Consider the following 15,761-nt stretch of genomic DNA (forward strand, 5'->3'; position numbering starts at 1 on the left):
TTTTCTTGGTCAGTATGTCAGCGCCCGCACGTCAGCCGGCGTTGGCGCGGCTCTGGGCCGCCAGCCAGATGCGCTTGGCCGTCTGGGCCCCGGCGGGGGCCAGGCCGCGCAGGTCATGGCTCTTGAGAAAAGTCAGGCCGATCTCGCGGTCCTTGCGCCAAGCCACCTTGGCGTCGTGGGCGAAGCCGCCGACCAGGTCGACCAGCTGGGCGCTCGCCGGCGGGGTCGAGCCCGACAGCATCTGCACGCGGGCCCCGCCGTCCGACATGTCCTTGATCACGCAGTCCCAGGCGAAGGTGCCGCACAGCACCTTGCCGGACCTGTTCGTGGACAGGCGCGGCGCGGTACGCCGGTCAGCCCCCGAACGTGAATCGAATATCGACATGCCTCAAGGAACGCACGGCGCGGTTAATCGGCCGTCTGTTCCGAAGGTTTTTCCGATATTTACCTAAAGCTTGACCATACCGGTCAGGCGGCGTCGCGCGTCGCGTCCGGCCGCCAGCCGTTGCTGAGCAGGTCGACGGCCATCAGGTGCGCCAACTCGAGAACCTGCTCCTCCAGGCTGTCGAGCAGGGCCAGCCGCCGGTCGGGCGACGGGGTGTGGGCGTAGAGCGCGCACAGCACGTGGAGGCGGGCGCGGATGCTGGGCGGCTGGAAGTCCGAATGCAGCAGCGAGGGTCCGGCCAGCTCGGCCGCCGACACCCCGCGCCGGCCGAACGGACCGGTCGGAAGATCCTCCGACGCGTCACCGAGACCTGGCCACTGCTGCGACGGAACCGACTGCCTGGACATGACTGAACTCACGCTTTCCTGCTTGGGGTTGAACAAAGATCAGGCCACGAGGGCCGGGGCGCCGCAGCGCATGCCGTTGGTGCGGACGTCGGCCTCGCCCAGGCCCACCCCGACCAGTCCGGTCAGGCTGTTGATCACCTGATCGAGAGGCGCGGCCGCGGCGGCCAGCACCGGGGTCAGGGCCGTCAGCACCGCCGACTTGCCCAGGCCCAGCTGGATGCCCAGCAGATTGACGTCCAACGTCAGGCCGGTGATCAGCGTGGCCACGGTCGTGCCGACCAGGTCGTTGGTCTTCACCGTCTTGACCGTGCCGGCCTTCACGTCGGCGCTGCTGAATACGACGTTGCGGAACGTGCCGCCGCCCAGATCGACCTTGGACGAGCCGTCCACCGTGAACAGCGGCGCCTGGACGATGCGGGCCTTGGTCGGGGTCAGGGCCTGCTTGAAGTTCGACAGCTTGCTGGTGTCGACCTGGCCGATGGTCAGCGAGCCGACGCTGGGCTTGACCGCCAGGGTGGTGGTGCGGGCCGTGCAATCCAGGGCCGCCAGCTTGGCCTCGCCCGAGGCCAGCTCGACCATCAGCGGCACCTTGATCTGGGCCGCGCCGCCCAGCAGGCTGCCCGAGCCCAGGAGCTTGGCCTCGACATAGAGCCGCGTCTGGACGGTGCGGATGACCACCGACTTGTCCTGGGTGACGGTCATGAAGGGGGCGTTGTTCATCGGTTCGCCGATGGCCAGCCAGACATCGACATCCGCCAGACCCGGCACGGCGGTTCCGAGATCCAGCTGCACCTGGCGCGAGCCGTTGCTCAGCATCAGCATGGCGTCGGCCAGCTGCATGGCGTCGACGCCGACCGCGGCCCCGGCCCCGCCGACCACGCGGTCCTGGCGGGCGTAGGGGCCGGCGTCGATCAGCGCGCTGAGCTTGATGCTCTGGTTGGCGTTCGTGGCCGAGGACAGCACCTTGGCGGCCGCGGACGCGCGGACCTCGCCGGCCGCCGACAGCACGTCGGACAGCACCGACAGGGCCTTGCTGGTCTTCACGTCGGTGGCGAGCAGGTCGTTGTAGCTGGCCGCCTTGACGCCGAGCTTGGTGTTGAGCGCGTCGAGATAGCCGAACAGCTCGACGTCGGCGTTGGCGAGGGCCTGGTAGTCCATGACCGACAGGCTGACCGAGCTGCCGGTCAGGCCGGTCAGCAGGGCGTTGGCGACGCCGCCGTCGACGCTGGCCAGGCGCGTGCCGATCGAGAAGCTGGCGAGGTCGGCGCGGGCGGCCGTGGCCTGGCGACGGATCGGGATCGAGGGCCGGCCCAGCAGGGCCTGGCCGAAGAACAGGTCGGCCTGGCCTTCCACCGTCACGCGGGCGGCGTCGGGCGTGGTCGCGCCGCTCTGGAAGCGCTGGGCGGCGGCCGCCTGCTGGGCGTCGTAACGGCCCTTGGCGACCTTGACATCGACGGTTCCACCGACGGGATTGACCTCGACCGTCGCGCTGGCGGCGCGATCGGCGCGGTCGAGGTCGGCCGCCGCGGCCAGGGCCGCCAGGTCGGCCACCCCCTGCAGGCGCCGAGACTGCAGATAAACCGAGCCCAGATCGACGGCCAGGGCGGCCAGGCCGACCCCGCCGGTCAGGGCGGCGGCGGCGATGATCGCCACGCCCCCCTTGTCGTTGGAAAGAAAGCCGCGATTGGAAAGGAAACGACGCACCATCAATACCCTCCCAGACGGACCACCGCCTGACGCGTGATCAGGCTTGACGGCATGGGAGCGATCTTGGCGAAGGCGAAGGCCACGCTGTTGGAGGCGTCGTAGGAGACGGAGATCACCGCGCGGTCGCCACGATCGGTGACCTTGGTGGTCAGCCGCGTCGCGTCGAGACCGGCGTAGTCGGTCACGCCCTCGGCGGCCGAGGCCTGGGCCAGCTGGCTCCTTTCGGTGGCGTTGAGGCCGGCCACGGCGGCCCGGGCGGCGTCATTGGCCACCTGCTGCACCGAATGGGCCATCCAGAAATAGGAGCCCCAGCCGACCATGCCGATCACCATCGCGATCAGCACCGGACACACGAGCGCGAATTCCACCAGGGCCGTACCTTGCCGGTCGGCGGCGAACTTCCGGATCGAACGCGTCTTCGTCACATACGCCTCCCGTACCCGTTTGGGGCGAACACCCTTTGGGTTGTGAAGCGAGATTAGATCGACCTTGGCTGTCTCCGCGTTCGTACGGGTAATCCGGATTTTGCGAAGTTCGCGGACATGGAACCCGCATCCTCTGCGACGTTCTGCCACCCCCCAGACCGCGTTGCCCCCGTACTCAGCCGCCGGTAACTTTAGCGCGCAACTGACCAACCATTCCGAGAGTTTGCTTCAGTGAATGCGTAGCGTCCGGATTCCACGCAAATCTGGAGGAGCGACATGAAGTCGCGCGACATCGCACCTGCAAGGGTGACCGCCGGAGAGATCAGCCGCAATTTCGGCCAATGGCAGGATGTGGCCCTGTCGGGGCCCGTCATCGTCACGCACCACGGCCGTCCGCGGGTGGTGATGATCTCGGCCGAGCACTACGCCGCGGCCGGCCTCACCGAAGGTCCGGGCGGTCACGACAACGATTCCGAACTGCAAACGGCCGAGACCGCGCGATCGGCGATCCTGGGCCACATGAACGAGGCCTTCGTCGCCCTCGATCCCGACCTGCGCATCACCGCCGTCAATCCCGTGTTCGAGGACCTGAAGGGCTCGAGCGCCGCCCAACTGGTCGGCGTGGCCTGGAACGAGGTGTTCAACGCGCCGTCCCAGGCCCTGATCGGCGAGCAGTTCCGCCGCGTGCTGCGTACCGGCGAGACCCTGGAATTCGAGTCGGAATCCACCGTCCAGGCCGGCCGCTGCTTCGGCGTGCGCGTCTTCCCCTACCCCGGCGGCGTGGCGGCCCTGTTCGTCAACCGCACCGAGGAGCGCGACCTGCGCGGCCGCCTCGACCGCGCAGCGGCCCTGGAGGCGGCCCTGGCCGTGCTGCCCGGCCTGGCGACCGCCCGGCTGAACATCCGCGGCGTGCTGGCCAGCATGGACGCCGACTTCCTTACCCTGACCGGGTTTTCGGAAGCCGAGCTGCGCGACTGCCGCCTCAGCGACATCGTCCGGCCGGCCGAGCGTCGCGGCCTGACCATGGCTGTCGAGCACGCCCTGCAAGGCGACGCCCCGGCCCGCCTGTCGGTGACCCTGCTGGTCAAGAACGGAGCCGAGCGGACCGTCGAGCTGGGGCTGGCGACCGTCCGGCGGGACGGCGTCCCCGACGGCGTGCTGATCGCGATCACGGCCTGACCGCTATACCGTTAACTTGACCGTACGGAACAATCGCCCGCCAATGCGCTGTAAGCGCTTGTCTTTTTGATTGTCACAAGGCAAACCCGAAACGTTGGTTTTCGTATACGGAAGCGGCGTCATGGCGGGCTCGCCCATTCCACATCCAGTCGACACCCATGTCGGCGCGTTGATCCGTGCGCATCGTCGCGCGGCCGGTGTTTCACAGGAAGAGCTGGGCAAGGCGATCGGCCTGACCTTCCAGCAGGTGCAGAAGTACGAAACCGGCGAGAACCGGATCAGCGCTTCCAAGCTGGTCGAGGTGGCCAGGACCCTGAACGTGCCGATCTCGGCCCTGTTCGACGGCCTCGACACGGGTCCCGACGGCGAGAACCTGATCGTGCGCTTCACGGCCCTGCGCGACGCCAGTCCGTTCATGCAGGCGGCCGTCGATCTCCCTGACGCCATCCGGGCCGAACTGTTCAGGCTGGCCACGGTCTACGCCACCGAGGACGGGGCGACGTCCTGATCACCCGCCGGCGACACAGCCATAGTTTGCCATAATCGCTTGCTCTACCTATAGTAGCCAATCCGACACATCCGGGGGGATGCGGCTATGGGCGAAGCGAAGACGGTCAAGGTCCCGGCGCGGACCGGCGTCGAGATCGGCGAAGTCGCCGCCGGCGAAAGCTGGCGTTTTTCGGCCCGCGGCCGGTGGTGGGACTGGTTCGTGCCGTCCGGGCCCGGTGGCTATCGTTTCTTCCTGGCCGACATCCTGGACATCTACCCAGCATCGAAGGGCCGGCCGTTCTTCGAGCTCACCGCCCGAGTAAAAGGCCACCCCAGGCTCTATCCGATCGGCCGCGGCGCGACGGTGACCTTCGAGCAGGCCGGCGCGGTCGAGCTCTTCGCCAATGACGTCGAAGGATTCAACTGGAACAACAGCGGCGCCGTCGAGGTCGACTACGAGCCCTGCGACTGCCCAGAGCCCCTGCCCGACCACAGCCAGTACGACGGCCTGCCGGGCAAGTGGACGCTGCTGCGCGACACGCTGGACAAGACCAAGGGCGTCGGCTCGACCGCCATCCTCACCCTGGCGGCCGGCGCGGCGCTGGTCTTCGTCCAGCAGGGCCGGGACCTCGTGCGCACCGTGGCCGAGGGCGACTTCTCCGGCGACACCGCGGTGCGCCAGATCTTCTTCGCCCTGACCTTGCTGTTCCTGGCGGTGCAGACCTGGATCTGGCCGCGCCTGATCATCCTGTCGAACTACGGGCGCGATCGCGAGACCTGGACCCCCAGCTGGCTGCTGCGCTGGACGCCCAGGCTGCTGGGCCTAGCGCCGTTCCTGTTCGTGATCGGGGCGCTGTTCAAGAATCCAGCCCCCAACACCGGGCTGATCGCCGCCCTGGTGCTGATCGGCCTGGGCTTCTTCGCGGCGATCATCGCCCAGTACGACGCCCGCAAACGGATCAGGACGTCGGCCAACGCCAAGCTCAAGCCCCAGCAGCCGCCGCGCGAGCCGCTGCGCATCGGCCGCCTGTGGGTGATCGCCAGCTTCCTGATCAGCCTGACCGCGATGCTGTGGGCGATCTTCTTCCCCGTCGCCTTCGGCTGGGCCCTGGGCGCGCCGGCCGTGGCCTTCCTCGGGGTGGGCTGCATCATCCCGGTGCTGGTCGTACTGATCCAGACCGGCGACGCCGCGCGCGTGCCGACCCTGGCCTTCCTGGTGGTCGCGGCGGCGATCTTCGGGCTGTGGGTCGACAACCACCCGGTCGGCTGGCGGGCGGCGACCACCCCCTACCACGCCATCGCGCAGGACCAGCGGCTGACCTTGGAGCAGGCCTACGAGACCTGGGCCAAGCAGGCGCCGGCCGGACCCGACGGCGCGCGCACCCTGGTGCTGGTCGCCTCGGAAGGCGGCGCGTCGCGGGCGGGCTACTGGACCGCCGAGGTTCTGGCCTCGCTGCACGAGAAGACAGGGGGCAAGCTGGCCCGCAACCTCTTCGCCATCAGCTCGGTCTCCGGCGGCAGCGTCGGCGCGATCGGCTATGCGGCGGTGCTTCAGGACCGCCCGAACCTGCAGCCGAAGGACCTGCGCGGCGCGGTCACCGACTTCGCCGGCCGCGACTTCCTCAGCCCCACCTTCGGCGGGATGCTGTTCCCCGACCTGCTGCAACGCCTCGTGCCCGTGGCGCTGCTGCCCGACCGGGCCCAGGGCCTGGAACTGGCCTTCGAGGCCGGCTGGCGCGAGCACTGCAAGACCGTTCCGGGCTGCGATCATCCGGACCTGCTGAGCCGAAGCTTCAGCCAGTTCGGCCCGGTCGACGGCGCCTGGCGGCCGCTGGTCGTCATCAACGGCGCGAGCCAGGAGACCGGCCGCCGCATCCTCACCAGCCGCCTGCGCTTCAATCCGTGGGAGATCGACGCCGACGACTTCTACAACGTCGTCGATCGCGACGTTCCGGTCTCGACCGCGATCCACAACGGCGCGCGCTTCCCCTGGATCAGCCCGGCCGGCACGCTGACAAGCAAGGGCGGGTGCGGGTCGGGTCACATCGTCGACGGCGGCTATTTCGAAGCAGCGGGGGTCGAGGTCCTGCGCGAACTGGCGCCCGCCCTGCGGACCATCGCCGAAAAGCGCGGCGACAAGCTGCGGATCGTCTTCGTCTATATCGGCTATCGCGAACGCACTGACGAGGCCCTGGCCAGCGCCGCGGCCGCGCCCGAACCGAGGCCCAACAGCTTCCTCAATGAACTGACCGCGCCGCTGAAGGCCCTGTTCAGCAGCCGCTCGGCCCATGCCGGCCACCTGCAGCGGGAGCTCAAGCTGGAAGCGTCGGGCGATCCCCGGGACATCAACCCGATCCTCTATTCCTCGACGCCGCTGGCGCACTACGAGCCGATCCTGCTGTGCAAGCAGACGGGTCCGCGGCCCTTCGAACCGCCGATGGACTGGGCGCTGTCGGGCTGCGCCAAGGCCTATATGCGCAAGGCGGCCGGCGGGACGGCGATAGCGGAGGGACGGCAGAGCGCCTGCCGCAAGATCCTCGAACAGCCGATCCCTTGCCAGGCCTCGCTCGACGCCGCGATCGCCCGCGCGGCGCGTCAGGCGCTGGGCGGACCGCCGGAGCCGAGGAAAATGCTTCCTGCCCCGACCAAAACCGCGTCAGATACGGTAGGCCCTCCGGGAACCTAGGCGGCTGCTTGGGCCGCATGGACATCAGACGCGCTGCAGAGTCCGCCCCCACTCGTCGATTTGCTCGTTCTGGCGCCGGCGCGCTCGTTGTCGATCCGACGGTCCGTGGTGACGGATCTCCTGGCCACAGGCCAGGGCAGCGTCGATGGCGGCCTGAACCTAGACGGGGTTCTCAGCGTCGTAGGTGGCTATCGGCTGAAGATGCGTAGGGAAAGGCATCAGGCTCGGCCAGATCGAAGTGGTTGGCCGATTTTACCGCGCAGGCCATCGCCATCACGCCTTCGAAAGGTTGCAGGAGGTCGACACTTCTGCCGCTATGGTCGCACCAAATCGGGAGGGCTTGATGAACGAAGCGGCGATGCAGGAGCATGCCAACTGGTGCGAACGCGAAAGGGCCGCCAATGTCCAACACCTAGAGTGGATGGAGAAGGGCCAGGTCCGAATCTACAGCACCGTGCTTGGGGTCCAACACGACGTCACCGAAGGCCAAATCGAAAGCACCAAGGCCATCATCGAAAGGATGGTCAACCTGCTTGCCATCATTAAGCGGGACCATGGTCTGACGCCGGAAATAGGGGACGCCCAATGAGCGCAGACCACGAAGACGAGTGGCTAAAACGCCTCAAATACAAAAGCCTACCCGGGTGCCGAGCCTATCTCTACGTATCGGCGGAGATGCCCCAGGAACTCGCCCTCAAGATCATACAGATGCTTGAAGCGGAGAAGTCGGTAAAGGCGGCCCCCGTCCCACCCGATGACGAAGATAGCGACGACCCGGCAGAAGGATGATCACATGACCCGCGCCCTAGTGCTGACGAGCCTAAAGCATGACCTCGCCACCAACCGGTTCGCCGCTGCGGTCTCCGACGGATCCGTGTCGATCACGGTCGAGGCGGAGGGGGCTTCCTTCATTGGGGCAACCACTGCCGACATCGAGAACGTCGCCCTGGAGAAGGGCGCCAGTATCACCATCGATCTCCTGGAGCAGCTACCCCTGTTTCGGAAGTTTGGCTGAGCTATCGCAAGTGGGTAGGCGCACCGATTGTGCGCCAAAACACAGCTCTAGAACGTCCTGCGCTCCAGCCTCTTTTGCCCCTGAACGATTCCCGGAGGGACTGATGAAGACGCGTAGGTTTTCCGGCCGTGGCGTACTTGAAGTCGGCGATGAAAGTTGGCCCGCTGAATACCACTTTGCCGTCATCGAGGATCGAAGAGGCCGCTCAGGATCTGGGACGGTCTCCGCCGAGGTGCCTGCGCTTCATGCTGCGATGACCGCCTCTCACGCACACCTGGTCCCCGCGGGCGGCGACGCTGAAATCAGGATCGTAGTCAGCCGCTGGTCTCCCGGTCGGCCCGCCGAATTCCTTACGGATGGTCCGATCCCGGACGGATTTCACCCCTAGCCGCCAACCAGCCTGAAGCACGATAGCCTGCCCACTTAGGCCGAACTTCGCGAGCACTCCGGCCAGAGCTACGTAGCCTGAGCGACTAGGTGTCGGTGGGGACGCCCTCAACAGCCGCGACAGCTCGGTCGCAGCGGACTGTCTCTCCATAAACATGGAGGAGCGAGAGGGATACGAAATGTCTTTTAAATTCAACGCCATACCACACACCGTGGTGGTGGCTGGGGGCGGGATCGAACCGCCGACCTGTGGGTTATGAATCCACCGCTCTAACCATCTGAGCTACCCAGCCGCCGAAGCGGAGCGGGCTTATAAGCGCAAACCGGGGCGGGCTTCAAGCCCGGTTCGCGATCTCATCCACAACTGCGCTGAGGCGCCGCGCGAGGCTGTCGGGACCATAGTCGGCCAGCACGGCTTCACGAGCCTTTTCGCCGAGCGCCAGCGAACCGGCGGGGTCGGCGACCAGGGCGGCCAGGGCGTCGGCCAGGGCGGCCGCGTCGCCGGGCGGCAGCAGGCGGCCGCTGACGCCCTCGACGATCATCTCGTCCGGCCCCGGAATGGAACTGGCGGCGACCGGCAGGCCCACGGCCATGGCTTCCAGCAGCACCAGGGGGAAACCCTCCTGGTAGGACGGGAAGGCGAAGACGTCGCCCGTAGCCAGGAAGGCCGAGGCGTCGCGCCAGCCGACCAGGCGCACGCGGTCGGAGAGAGCATGCTGGGCGATCAGCCCCTCCAGCTTGGCGCGCTCGTCGCCCTCGCCGGCGATCTCGACCTCGAAGGCCAGGCCCCGGTCACGCAAGCTTGCGGCGGCGGCGATCAGCACGTCGAAGCCCTTCTTGGGATGCAGGCGACCGGCGGCGACGATGCGCGGCGGGCGACCGGCCTGCGCAAAGGGCGTCGCCAGCGCGGTCGGGATCTTCACGGCGTTGGGCACGAAGTGGACGTGGGCGGCCGGCACGCCGCGCTCGATCGCCAGGTCGGCCAGGTGGCGGCCGACGCAGATGTAGTCGGTGCGGGTGGTCTCGATATCGAAGACGGGCTTGTGGACGCAGATCGCCAGCCGGGTCGAGGGCGGCGCGGCCTTGGCGAACAGGCGCGCCGGCCGCTGGCCGTGGCTGAGAATGATGGCGGGCTTCACCGCCTTCACGATGCGGCGGGCCGCGCCCAGGGTCAGGGGATCCCAGTCGGTGTAGGCGGGCATCGACAGCAGCGGCGGGGTGCGGCCGGCCTGGGCCTGCGCCACCTTGCTTCCCGCCCGCACGACGCCCGCGCACAGGCCGCCGCGACGGGCCGCCCAGGTCTCTAGGATCGGCTGATAGTCAAGGAACACCTGTTCCAGGCCGCCCAGACCCTTGCCCAGCATGGCGTGCAGGATGGCGGTCAAGGCGATCTCCGAACAACAGGCAGGAAAGCGCCGGAACCTTCCCCGCGAGGCCCACGCTGTCAATGCGTCGGCCGAAAATCAGGTCCGCCCCTCGCCTGCCCTCTCGCCCGCCAAGCGAAAAGCCGTCTATGGTCGCCTCATGCGCTCATCCCTGATCTTCGCCGCCTCCGCCCTTCTCGCCATGGCCGCCTGCGGTCCCGGCGAGGCCCAGAACAGCGCCGCCCCGGCCGTGACCGCCGACGGCGGCCCGGTCGAGACGAGGCCGGCCAACGCGCCCGACCAGAAGCCGGCCTTCGCCGGCCAGACCCGCGCGCCGCTCAAGGCCGCCGGCGTCGCCTATCAGGTGCAGGTCGTGGCCAAAGGCCTGGAGCATCCGTGGGCCATCGCCTTCCTGCCCGACGGCTCGGCCCTGGTGACCGAGCGCGCCGGCCGCCTGCGCATCCTGGCCAAGGACGGAACCCTGTCGCCGGCCGTCGCCGGCCTGCCGGCGGTGGACGCCAACGGCCAGGGCGGCCTGCTGGGCCTGGCGGTCGATCCGAACTACGCGACGAACGGCCTGATCTACTGGAGCTACGCCGAGCCGCGCGACGGCGGCAACGGCACGACCGTGGCTCGCGGCAAGCTGGTTCCGGGCGCGGCGCCCAAGGTCGAGAGCGTCCAGGTGATCTGGCGACAGACCCCGACCCTGGCCTCGGCCCTGCACTTCGGCGGCCGGCTGGTCTTCGCCCGCGACGGAAACCTGTTCGTCACCACCGGCGAGCGCTCGATCATCGAGGGCCGCATGCAGGCCCAGCGTCTGGATGGGACCCTGGGCAAGGTGATCCGCATCAAGCCGGACGGGTCGATCCCGGCCGACAACCCGTTCGCCGGCCAGTCGGACGTCAAGCGCGAGATCTGGTCGATCGGCCACCGCAACCTGCAGGCCGCCGCCATCAATCCCAAGACCGGCGAGCTGTGGACCGTCGAGCACGGCGCCAAGGGCGGCGACGAGCTGAACATCCCCCGCGCCGGCAAGAACTACGGCTGGCCGACCATCACCTATGGCGAGGAATATTCCGGCAAGCCGATCGGCGACGGGATCACCGCCAAGGAAGGCCTGGAGCAGCCGATCTACTACTGGGATCCGGTGATCGCGCCGTCGGGCATGGCCTTCTACGAGGCCGACCTGTTCCCGGCCTGGAAGGGCAGCCTGCTGGTCGGTTCGCTGAAGGAGCACCACATCGCCCGCCTGACGCTGGACGGCGACAAGGTGGTGGGCGAGGAGCGCATCGCCACCGAGTTCGGCGAGCGCATCCGCGACGTCGTGGTCGGCCCCGACGGCGCCGTCTGGGCGGTGACCGACGAGGAAGACGGCAAGGTGATCAGGATCACGCCCAAGGGCTGATCCACGGCGAATTGTCACGCCGGGAGGATTGCACAGGATCTCGTCCTGAGATTGTCTTCGAGCAAGCTTCGCCCAGGACATCCTCATGCTCGACCGCCGCAGCCTTCTCGCCGCCTTTCCCTTGCTGGCGGCCCTGCCCGCGCGCGCCTTCGCCGACGCCCCCATCACGGCCGCGATCAGCCTGAACGACGAACGGGTGCTGATCGATGCGAAGCTGAACGGCCAGGGGCCGTTCCCGTTCGTCGTCGATACCGGCTCCATCGTCAGCGGCGTTCGCCTTGACGTCGCCGAGCGCCTGGGCCTGAAGAAGCTGCGCGACGTGCGGCTGAACGAGAACAAGAGCTTTCCGCTGTTCGCGGTCGACGAACTGGTGCTGGGCGGCGCAGTGCGCCAGCCGAACGCCTCGATGTTCGGACTGGCCGGCGACACCCTGGGGGGCGAAGGCCTGATCGCCGCGGGCATGCTGACCAGCTTCGACAGCGAGCTGGACCTCGAACGCGGACAGTGGCGCGTGTTTCCCCAGGGCGCGCCGGACCGTCCCGGCTACACCCGCCTGACGTCGCGCTTCGAACAGCGCGGCCTGGGCTCGTCCCGCATCGTCGCCGACGTCGCCCTGAACGGCGCCGATGTCCGGGCGATCGTCGACACCGGCATGCCCTGGGTGCTCACCTTGCCCCACAAGCGCGGCCGCGAGCTGGGCCTGTGGAGCGACGCGACGCCCTATGCGCCCGTGCAGCTGAAAGGGATAACCGGCCAGGGCAAGAGTCTGGCCCGGCTGGTGCGGGCCAAGAGCCTGCGGATCGGCGAGGCGGTCTACGACGCCCCGCTGATCACGGTCCGCCCACCGGACGCGGCCGGCGAAGACGCCGTGCTGGGCCTGCGAGTCCTGCGGTCGCTGAATCTGGCGATCGACGCGCGCAGCGCGTCCCTGTGGGTCAAGCGGAACACCAATTCACCCCAGACCCCCTACTACAGCCGCGCCGGCCTCTGGATCGACGAGACCGAGGGCAAGGTGGCCGTGCGCGAGGTCGGCGCCGGCAGCCCGGCCGCCAAGGCGGGCGTCTCACCGGGTGACGTCTTCGAAGGCGTGACGACGTTGGGTGACGCGCTGGCACGCCTGCGCGGCGACGCCGGTAAGCCGGTCTCGCTGGCCCTGCTGCGCAAGGGTCAGAGAGTCGAGACCGGCTTCACCCTGGCCGACTACCTGTAGCTAGTCGACCTCGCGCCGGGCGCGCCAGGCCTTGCGGGCCTCGGACGGCTTGCCCTTGACCAGGGCGCCGGCCGCCACGCCGGCCAGGAACGAGGCGGTGGGGTGGGCCAGGATGATGTCGGCCACCCGCTCCTCGATCGGGGCCTTGCGATGCTTGGCCTGGTGGTTCGACTGGGCCAGGGCCCAGACCGCCACCACGGCCGCGGCGATGCCGGCGACGATGGCGTGGGCCCAGGCCGTGCCGACGATCGAGGCCAGGAAGGCGAACACCGCCATGGCCCCCGACACCGCCGCGATCGCCGCGGCCATGACCAGTCCCGCGCCCCGCACCAGGCGCGAGGTCAGCCGCTCGATGAAATCGTCCACCATCGCCCTCTCCGTGAAACAGCCTATCGGCTAACGCACGAACCGGGGTTTGGTGTCAGCCGGCCGACACAAGCGAGCGTGGCAGCCGAAAGTGTGAGCGGTTTCGGCGACCGCCACGCGTCAAGAAAGCAACTCGGCCACCGTCTCGCCAATCGCCAGCGAACTGGTCAGGCCCGGGCTCTCGATGCCGAACAGGGCCATCAGGCCCGGCAGGCCGTGCGTATCGGCGCCGCGCAGCTGGAAGTCGGGCTGGGACTCGTTCGGGCCGTGAAGCTTGGGCCGCACCCCGGCGTAGTCGGGGCTGAGGGCGCCGTCGGGCAGGCTCGGCCAGAACTTGCGGATATAGGCGGCGAAGGCCTCGGCCCGGTTCGGATCGACCGAATAGTCGGGCGCCGGCACATATTCCAGGTCGGGCCCGAACACCGCCTGGCCGCCCATGTCGTTGCGATAGTGGGTGCCCAGCGCCCCATGGATCGGCGGCGGATAGACGAGGCGCTGGAACGGCGCCTTGCCCATCAGCCGGAAATAGACGCCCTTGCCGTAGTGGGCGGCCGGGATCTGGTCGGCCGGAAAGCCCTCGATGCTCGCCGACACGGTCTGGGACGACAGCCCCGGCGCGGTGACCAGCAGGCGCGTGGTCAGGGTCGTCGGCTCGGCCCCACCGGCCCGCACGGTGAAGCCGCCGCCCTCCAGCGGGCTCGCGCCCTCGAACGGGGTGCTCAGCACCACCGCCCCGCCGGCCGCCTCGATCTCGCCCTGCAGGGCCAGCATGTAGTCGTGGCTGGCGAAGACGCCGCTTTCCGGCGACAGCAGGGCCGCGTGGGCGTTGAGGCCGGGCTCCAGCGCCTGGGCCTGGGCGCCCGTCAGCCGCTCCATGCCCTCGACGTCGTTGGCCAGGGCCTGGTCCCAGATGGCGTCGAGGCGGGCGATCTCGTCGTCGCTGGTGGCGACCACCAGCTTGCCGCACTTCTTGTAGGCGACCTTGTGGGCGTCGAGGAAGGCGTAGAGCCGCCGCCGCCCCTGCACGCACAGACGGGCCTTCAGCGAGCCGGTCGGATAGTAGAGCCCGCCGTGGATCACCTCGGAATTTCGCGACGACACGCCCTGGCCGATATGGCCCTCGGCCTCCAGCACGGCGACGGTCAGCCCGCGCTGGCTCAGGGCGTAGCCGCAGGCCAGCCCCACCGCGCCGGCGCCCACCACCACGGCGTCGAAATCGAACTCGGTCATTTTAGGGTCGCTGAATGTTCGATGGAACGGATGATCACCGCGTCGTCCGCCACTTCGTAGAAGACCACATAGGCGCCGTGCGGCAGTCGGCGAAAGCGAGGATGGCTGGCGACCGCCTGGGCCATGTAGGGAGCGAAGGCGAGCTGCTCAAAACGCTCCATCAGGCTCTCTATGAAGCGGACGCCGGCGCGAGGGCTGTCCTCGGCGATATAGTCACGAATGCGCGTCAAGTCGCGCCGGGCGCGCGGAGTCAGGACATAGGGGAGGCTCACTCGCCGGAGGCCTTGGCCCGCGCCTTCAGATCCTCCAGCATGTCAGACAGGAATTGACGGCCATCGACATGCTCGGCCGGATCGACGGCTTCCATTTCCAGTTCGTCGAGCAAGGCCTCGAGCTTGTCCGAGCCGCCGACGATGTCGACCGCCCGGCGATAGTTGAGCTCCGCCAGTTCGGCGGCCACGCCCTCGTCCAACGAAGCGAACTCGCCCCGCTCGACCCGCGCCAACAGGTCAGCCGCGTCCTCGGCGCTCAAGGTCACCGTCACCTGGTCTGGATGTCGAACCGGCCTGTTCATGGCGGGAAGCCTAGCACGAACCTCCCGGCCCGCCACGGCTCATGGCGCGCGCGGAGCGCTCGCCCCTGCGTTGCGAGCCGCGTGGAATTTCGCCATAAGCGGTGCGGGGGATTTTCCATGACCGTACGCCTTCTCGCCCTGGCCGTGAGCCTCGCCATCGCCGGGCCCGCCCTCGCCGATCCCGCACCGCCGGTGCGCGAACTGACCGACGGCATTGTCTGGAAGAGCAAGCCGGGGCCGATGGACCTCGATCGCTATTACCCCGAGGAAGCCCGCCGCAAGGCCCTTTCCGGCTGGGCGCTGATGCGCTGCCGGGTGTCTGCCAAGGGCGAGATGGAGGCCTGCCGCGCGCCGGCCTCCTCGCCCGAGGGCGCCCATTTCGACGACATGGCCCTGAAGCTGGCCCCGAAGTTCCGCATGGCGCCGACCACGACCGACGGCCAGCCGGTGGGCGGGGCGATGATCACCATCCCGATCACGCTGGTCGGCGGTCCGGACGGCGGCAAGCCGGCGCCGGTCAGCTACCAGCCGGGCCGCGCGGCCGCGGCCCTGATCCCAGCCAAGGACGGCTCCATCCCCTGCCCCGCCGCCGACGCCCCCGACCAGCAATGCCATTTACAAGCGATCGCCTGGGAAGAGTGGCCCGCGCTGGACGTCGCCGCCGCGCGGATCCTGGCCGCGGGTCCCGCCGAGGGCATGGCCAACCTGGAATGCACGGCGCGCGCCGACCAGCTCGTGGACTGCGAGGCCAGCGGTCCGGCCCTGACGCCGGCCGCTCGCGAAGCGATGCTGGCGCTGGCCCCCGCTTTCAAGCCGCCCAAACGCGCCGCAGGCGGCGCGTCCACCGAAGGCCAGCGGATCTTCGCCGTGTTCGACTGGAGCACGCTGAGCCGGATCTATGGCGCGGTCTATCGCGACAAGGGCGAATAGGA

The 15,761-nt window shown here is 68.7% G+C and carries 18 protein-coding genes and 1 tRNA gene; 9 read left to right on the top strand and 10 right to left on the bottom strand.

Translation table 11 applies throughout. The annotated features are described in order from the left end of the window. Window positions 1-31 precede the first annotated feature (31 nt). The 4 genes from AC07NS_RS00230 to AC07NS_RS00245 form a co-directional block, all read right to left on the bottom strand. A complete protein-coding gene (locus AC07NS_RS00230; RefSeq protein WP_494600584.1) occupies window positions 32-385 on the bottom strand; it encodes a PilZ domain-containing protein in 354 nt (117 codons plus the stop codon). Between the two features lie 83 nt (window positions 386-468). After that, complete coding sequence (locus tag AC07NS_RS00235; RefSeq protein WP_494600586.1) at window positions 469-792, bottom strand: hypothetical protein; 324 nt, start codon at window positions 790-792, stop codon at window positions 469-471. A gap of 39 nt (window positions 793-831) precedes the next feature. Next, the gene (locus AC07NS_RS00240; RefSeq protein ID WP_494600588.1) at window positions 832-2,499 is read right to left on the bottom strand and encodes a pilus assembly protein TadG-related protein; all 1,668 of its coding nucleotides are present in this window, start codon (window positions 2,497-2,499) and stop codon (window positions 832-834) included. Next, window positions 2,499-2,924 carry a TadE/TadG family type IV pilus assembly protein gene (locus AC07NS_RS00245; protein ID WP_492853520.1) on the bottom strand — a complete coding sequence of 142 codons (426 nt, stop codon included), beginning with the start codon at window positions 2,922-2,924 and terminating at the stop codon, window positions 2,499-2,501. Before AC07NS_RS00245 ends, AC07NS_RS00240 begins: the two co-directional genes overlap by 1 nt. A gap of 276 nt (window positions 2,925-3,200) precedes the next feature. Here AC07NS_RS00245 and AC07NS_RS00250 point away from each other — a divergent pair, with 276 nt between their 5' ends. The 6 genes from AC07NS_RS00250 to AC07NS_RS00275 all read left to right on the top strand — a co-directional run bounded on the left by AC07NS_RS00250 (window position 3,201) and on the right by AC07NS_RS00275 (window position 8,293). Beyond that, on the top strand, window positions 3,201-4,103 hold the full coding sequence (locus AC07NS_RS00250; RefSeq protein ID WP_494600589.1) for a PAS domain-containing protein: 903 nt from the start codon (window positions 3,201-3,203) through the stop codon (window positions 4,101-4,103). 121 nt (window positions 4,104-4,224) lie between these two features. Beyond that, a complete protein-coding gene (locus tag AC07NS_RS00255) occupies window positions 4,225-4,611 on the top strand; it encodes a helix-turn-helix domain-containing protein (protein ID WP_494600591.1) in 387 nt (128 codons plus the stop codon). 87 nt (window positions 4,612-4,698) lie between these two features. Then, complete coding sequence (locus tag AC07NS_RS00260) at window positions 4,699-7,278, top strand: hypothetical protein (RefSeq protein WP_494600593.1); 2,580 nt, start codon at window positions 4,699-4,701, stop codon at window positions 7,276-7,278. A gap of 343 nt (window positions 7,279-7,621) precedes the next feature. Further along, entirely contained in the window at window positions 7,622-7,867 is a 246-nt protein-coding gene (locus AC07NS_RS00265; protein ID WP_494600595.1) for a hypothetical protein, read from the top strand. After that, a complete protein-coding gene (locus AC07NS_RS00270; protein WP_494600596.1) occupies window positions 7,864-8,067 on the top strand; it encodes a hypothetical protein in 204 nt (67 codons plus the stop codon). The genes AC07NS_RS00265 and AC07NS_RS00270 overlap by 4 nt, the downstream gene beginning before the upstream one ends. A 4-nt stretch (window positions 8,068-8,071) precedes the next feature. Continuing rightward, entirely contained in the window at window positions 8,072-8,293 is a 222-nt protein-coding gene (locus tag AC07NS_RS00275) for a hypothetical protein (RefSeq protein ID WP_494600598.1), read from the top strand. A 603-nt stretch (window positions 8,294-8,896) separates the two neighbouring features. Here AC07NS_RS00275 and AC07NS_RS00280 read toward each other — a convergent pair. After that, window positions 8,897-8,973 (bottom strand) — tRNA-Met (locus AC07NS_RS00280). A 42-nt stretch (window positions 8,974-9,015) separates the two neighbouring features. Continuing rightward, a complete protein-coding gene (locus AC07NS_RS00285; RefSeq protein WP_494600600.1) occupies window positions 9,016-10,065 on the bottom strand; it encodes a glycosyltransferase in 1,050 nt (349 codons plus the stop codon). 139 nt (window positions 10,066-10,204) lie between these two features. On the opposite strand from AC07NS_RS00285, the gene AC07NS_RS00290 reads away from it, so the two are divergent. Together AC07NS_RS00290 and AC07NS_RS00295 are read left to right on the top strand one after the other, a co-directional pair. Then, on the top strand, window positions 10,205-11,449 hold the full coding sequence (locus AC07NS_RS00290) for a PQQ-dependent sugar dehydrogenase (RefSeq protein ID WP_494600601.1): 1,245 nt from the start codon (window positions 10,205-10,207) through the stop codon (window positions 11,447-11,449). A gap of 85 nt (window positions 11,450-11,534) precedes the next feature. Next, a complete protein-coding gene (locus AC07NS_RS00295; RefSeq protein WP_494600602.1) occupies window positions 11,535-12,659 on the top strand; it encodes an aspartyl protease family protein in 1,125 nt (374 codons plus the stop codon). Here AC07NS_RS00295 and AC07NS_RS00300 read toward each other — a convergent pair whose 3' ends face one another. From AC07NS_RS00300 to AC07NS_RS00315, 4 genes are all read right to left on the bottom strand, one after another. Continuing rightward, window positions 12,660-13,028: a hypothetical protein gene (locus AC07NS_RS00300; protein WP_494600603.1), complete on the bottom strand. Its 369-nt coding sequence runs from the start codon at window positions 13,026-13,028 to the stop codon at window positions 12,660-12,662. It lies immediately after the preceding gene. Between the two features lie 117 nt (window positions 13,029-13,145). Then, window positions 13,146-14,255, bottom strand: a complete 1,110-nt coding sequence (locus AC07NS_RS00305; RefSeq protein ID WP_494600605.1) for an NAD(P)/FAD-dependent oxidoreductase — start codon at window positions 14,253-14,255, stop codon at window positions 13,146-13,148. Continuing rightward, entirely contained in the window at window positions 14,252-14,527 is a 276-nt protein-coding gene (locus AC07NS_RS00310; RefSeq protein WP_494600606.1) for a type II toxin-antitoxin system RelE/ParE family toxin, read from the bottom strand. The genes AC07NS_RS00305 and AC07NS_RS00310 overlap by 4 nt, the downstream gene beginning before the upstream one ends. Then, on the bottom strand, window positions 14,524-14,829 hold the full coding sequence (locus AC07NS_RS00315) for a hypothetical protein (protein ID WP_494600608.1): 306 nt from the start codon (window positions 14,827-14,829) through the stop codon (window positions 14,524-14,526). Before AC07NS_RS00315 ends, AC07NS_RS00310 begins: the two co-directional genes overlap by 4 nt. A 117-nt stretch (window positions 14,830-14,946) precedes the next feature. Here AC07NS_RS00315 and AC07NS_RS00320 point away from each other — a divergent pair, with 117 nt between their 5' ends. After that, entirely contained in the window at window positions 14,947-15,759 is an 813-nt protein-coding gene (locus AC07NS_RS00320) for an energy transducer TonB (RefSeq protein WP_494600609.1), read from the top strand. Window positions 15,760-15,761: the final 2 nt, after the last annotated feature.

This window comes from Caulobacter sp. GW821-FHT10A10 (assembly GCF_059415745.1).

Bases quoted from the DNA above. Each gene is read 5' to 3' on its own strand.
- AC07NS_RS00230 (WP_494600584.1), bottom strand. From the start codon at position 385: ATGTCGATATTCGATTCACGTTCGGGGGCTGACCGGCGTACCGCGCCG.
- AC07NS_RS00235 (WP_494600586.1), bottom strand. From the start codon at position 792: ATGTCCAGGCAGTCGGTTCCGTCGCAGCAGTGGCCAGGTCTCGGTGAC.
- AC07NS_RS00240 (WP_494600588.1), bottom strand. From the start codon at position 2,499: ATGGTGCGTCGTTTCCTTTCCAATCGCGGCTTTCTTTCCAACGACAAG.
- AC07NS_RS00250 (WP_494600589.1), top strand. From the start codon at position 3,201: ATGAAGTCGCGCGACATCGCACCTGCAAGGGTGACCGCCGGAGAGATC.
- AC07NS_RS00255 (WP_494600591.1), top strand. From the start codon at position 4,225: ATGGCGGGCTCGCCCATTCCACATCCAGTCGACACCCATGTCGGCGCG.
- AC07NS_RS00260 (WP_494600593.1), top strand. From the start codon at position 4,699: ATGGGCGAAGCGAAGACGGTCAAGGTCCCGGCGCGGACCGGCGTCGAG.
- AC07NS_RS00265 (WP_494600595.1), top strand. From the start codon at position 7,622: ATGAACGAAGCGGCGATGCAGGAGCATGCCAACTGGTGCGAACGCGAA.
- AC07NS_RS00270 (WP_494600596.1), top strand. From the start codon at position 7,864: ATGAGCGCAGACCACGAAGACGAGTGGCTAAAACGCCTCAAATACAAA.
- AC07NS_RS00275 (WP_494600598.1), top strand. From the start codon at position 8,072: ATGACCCGCGCCCTAGTGCTGACGAGCCTAAAGCATGACCTCGCCACC.
- AC07NS_RS00290 (WP_494600601.1), top strand. From the start codon at position 10,205: ATGCGCTCATCCCTGATCTTCGCCGCCTCCGCCCTTCTCGCCATGGCC.
- AC07NS_RS00295 (WP_494600602.1), top strand. From the start codon at position 11,535: ATGCTCGACCGCCGCAGCCTTCTCGCCGCCTTTCCCTTGCTGGCGGCC.
- AC07NS_RS00300 (WP_494600603.1), bottom strand. From the start codon at position 13,028: ATGGTGGACGATTTCATCGAGCGGCTGACCTCGCGCCTGGTGCGGGGC.
- AC07NS_RS00305 (WP_494600605.1), bottom strand. From the start codon at position 14,255: ATGACCGAGTTCGATTTCGACGCCGTGGTGGTGGGCGCCGGCGCGGTG.
- AC07NS_RS00315 (WP_494600608.1), bottom strand. From the start codon at position 14,829: ATGAACAGGCCGGTTCGACATCCAGACCAGGTGACGGTGACCTTGAGC.
- AC07NS_RS00320 (WP_494600609.1), top strand. From the start codon at position 14,947: ATGACCGTACGCCTTCTCGCCCTGGCCGTGAGCCTCGCCATCGCCGGG.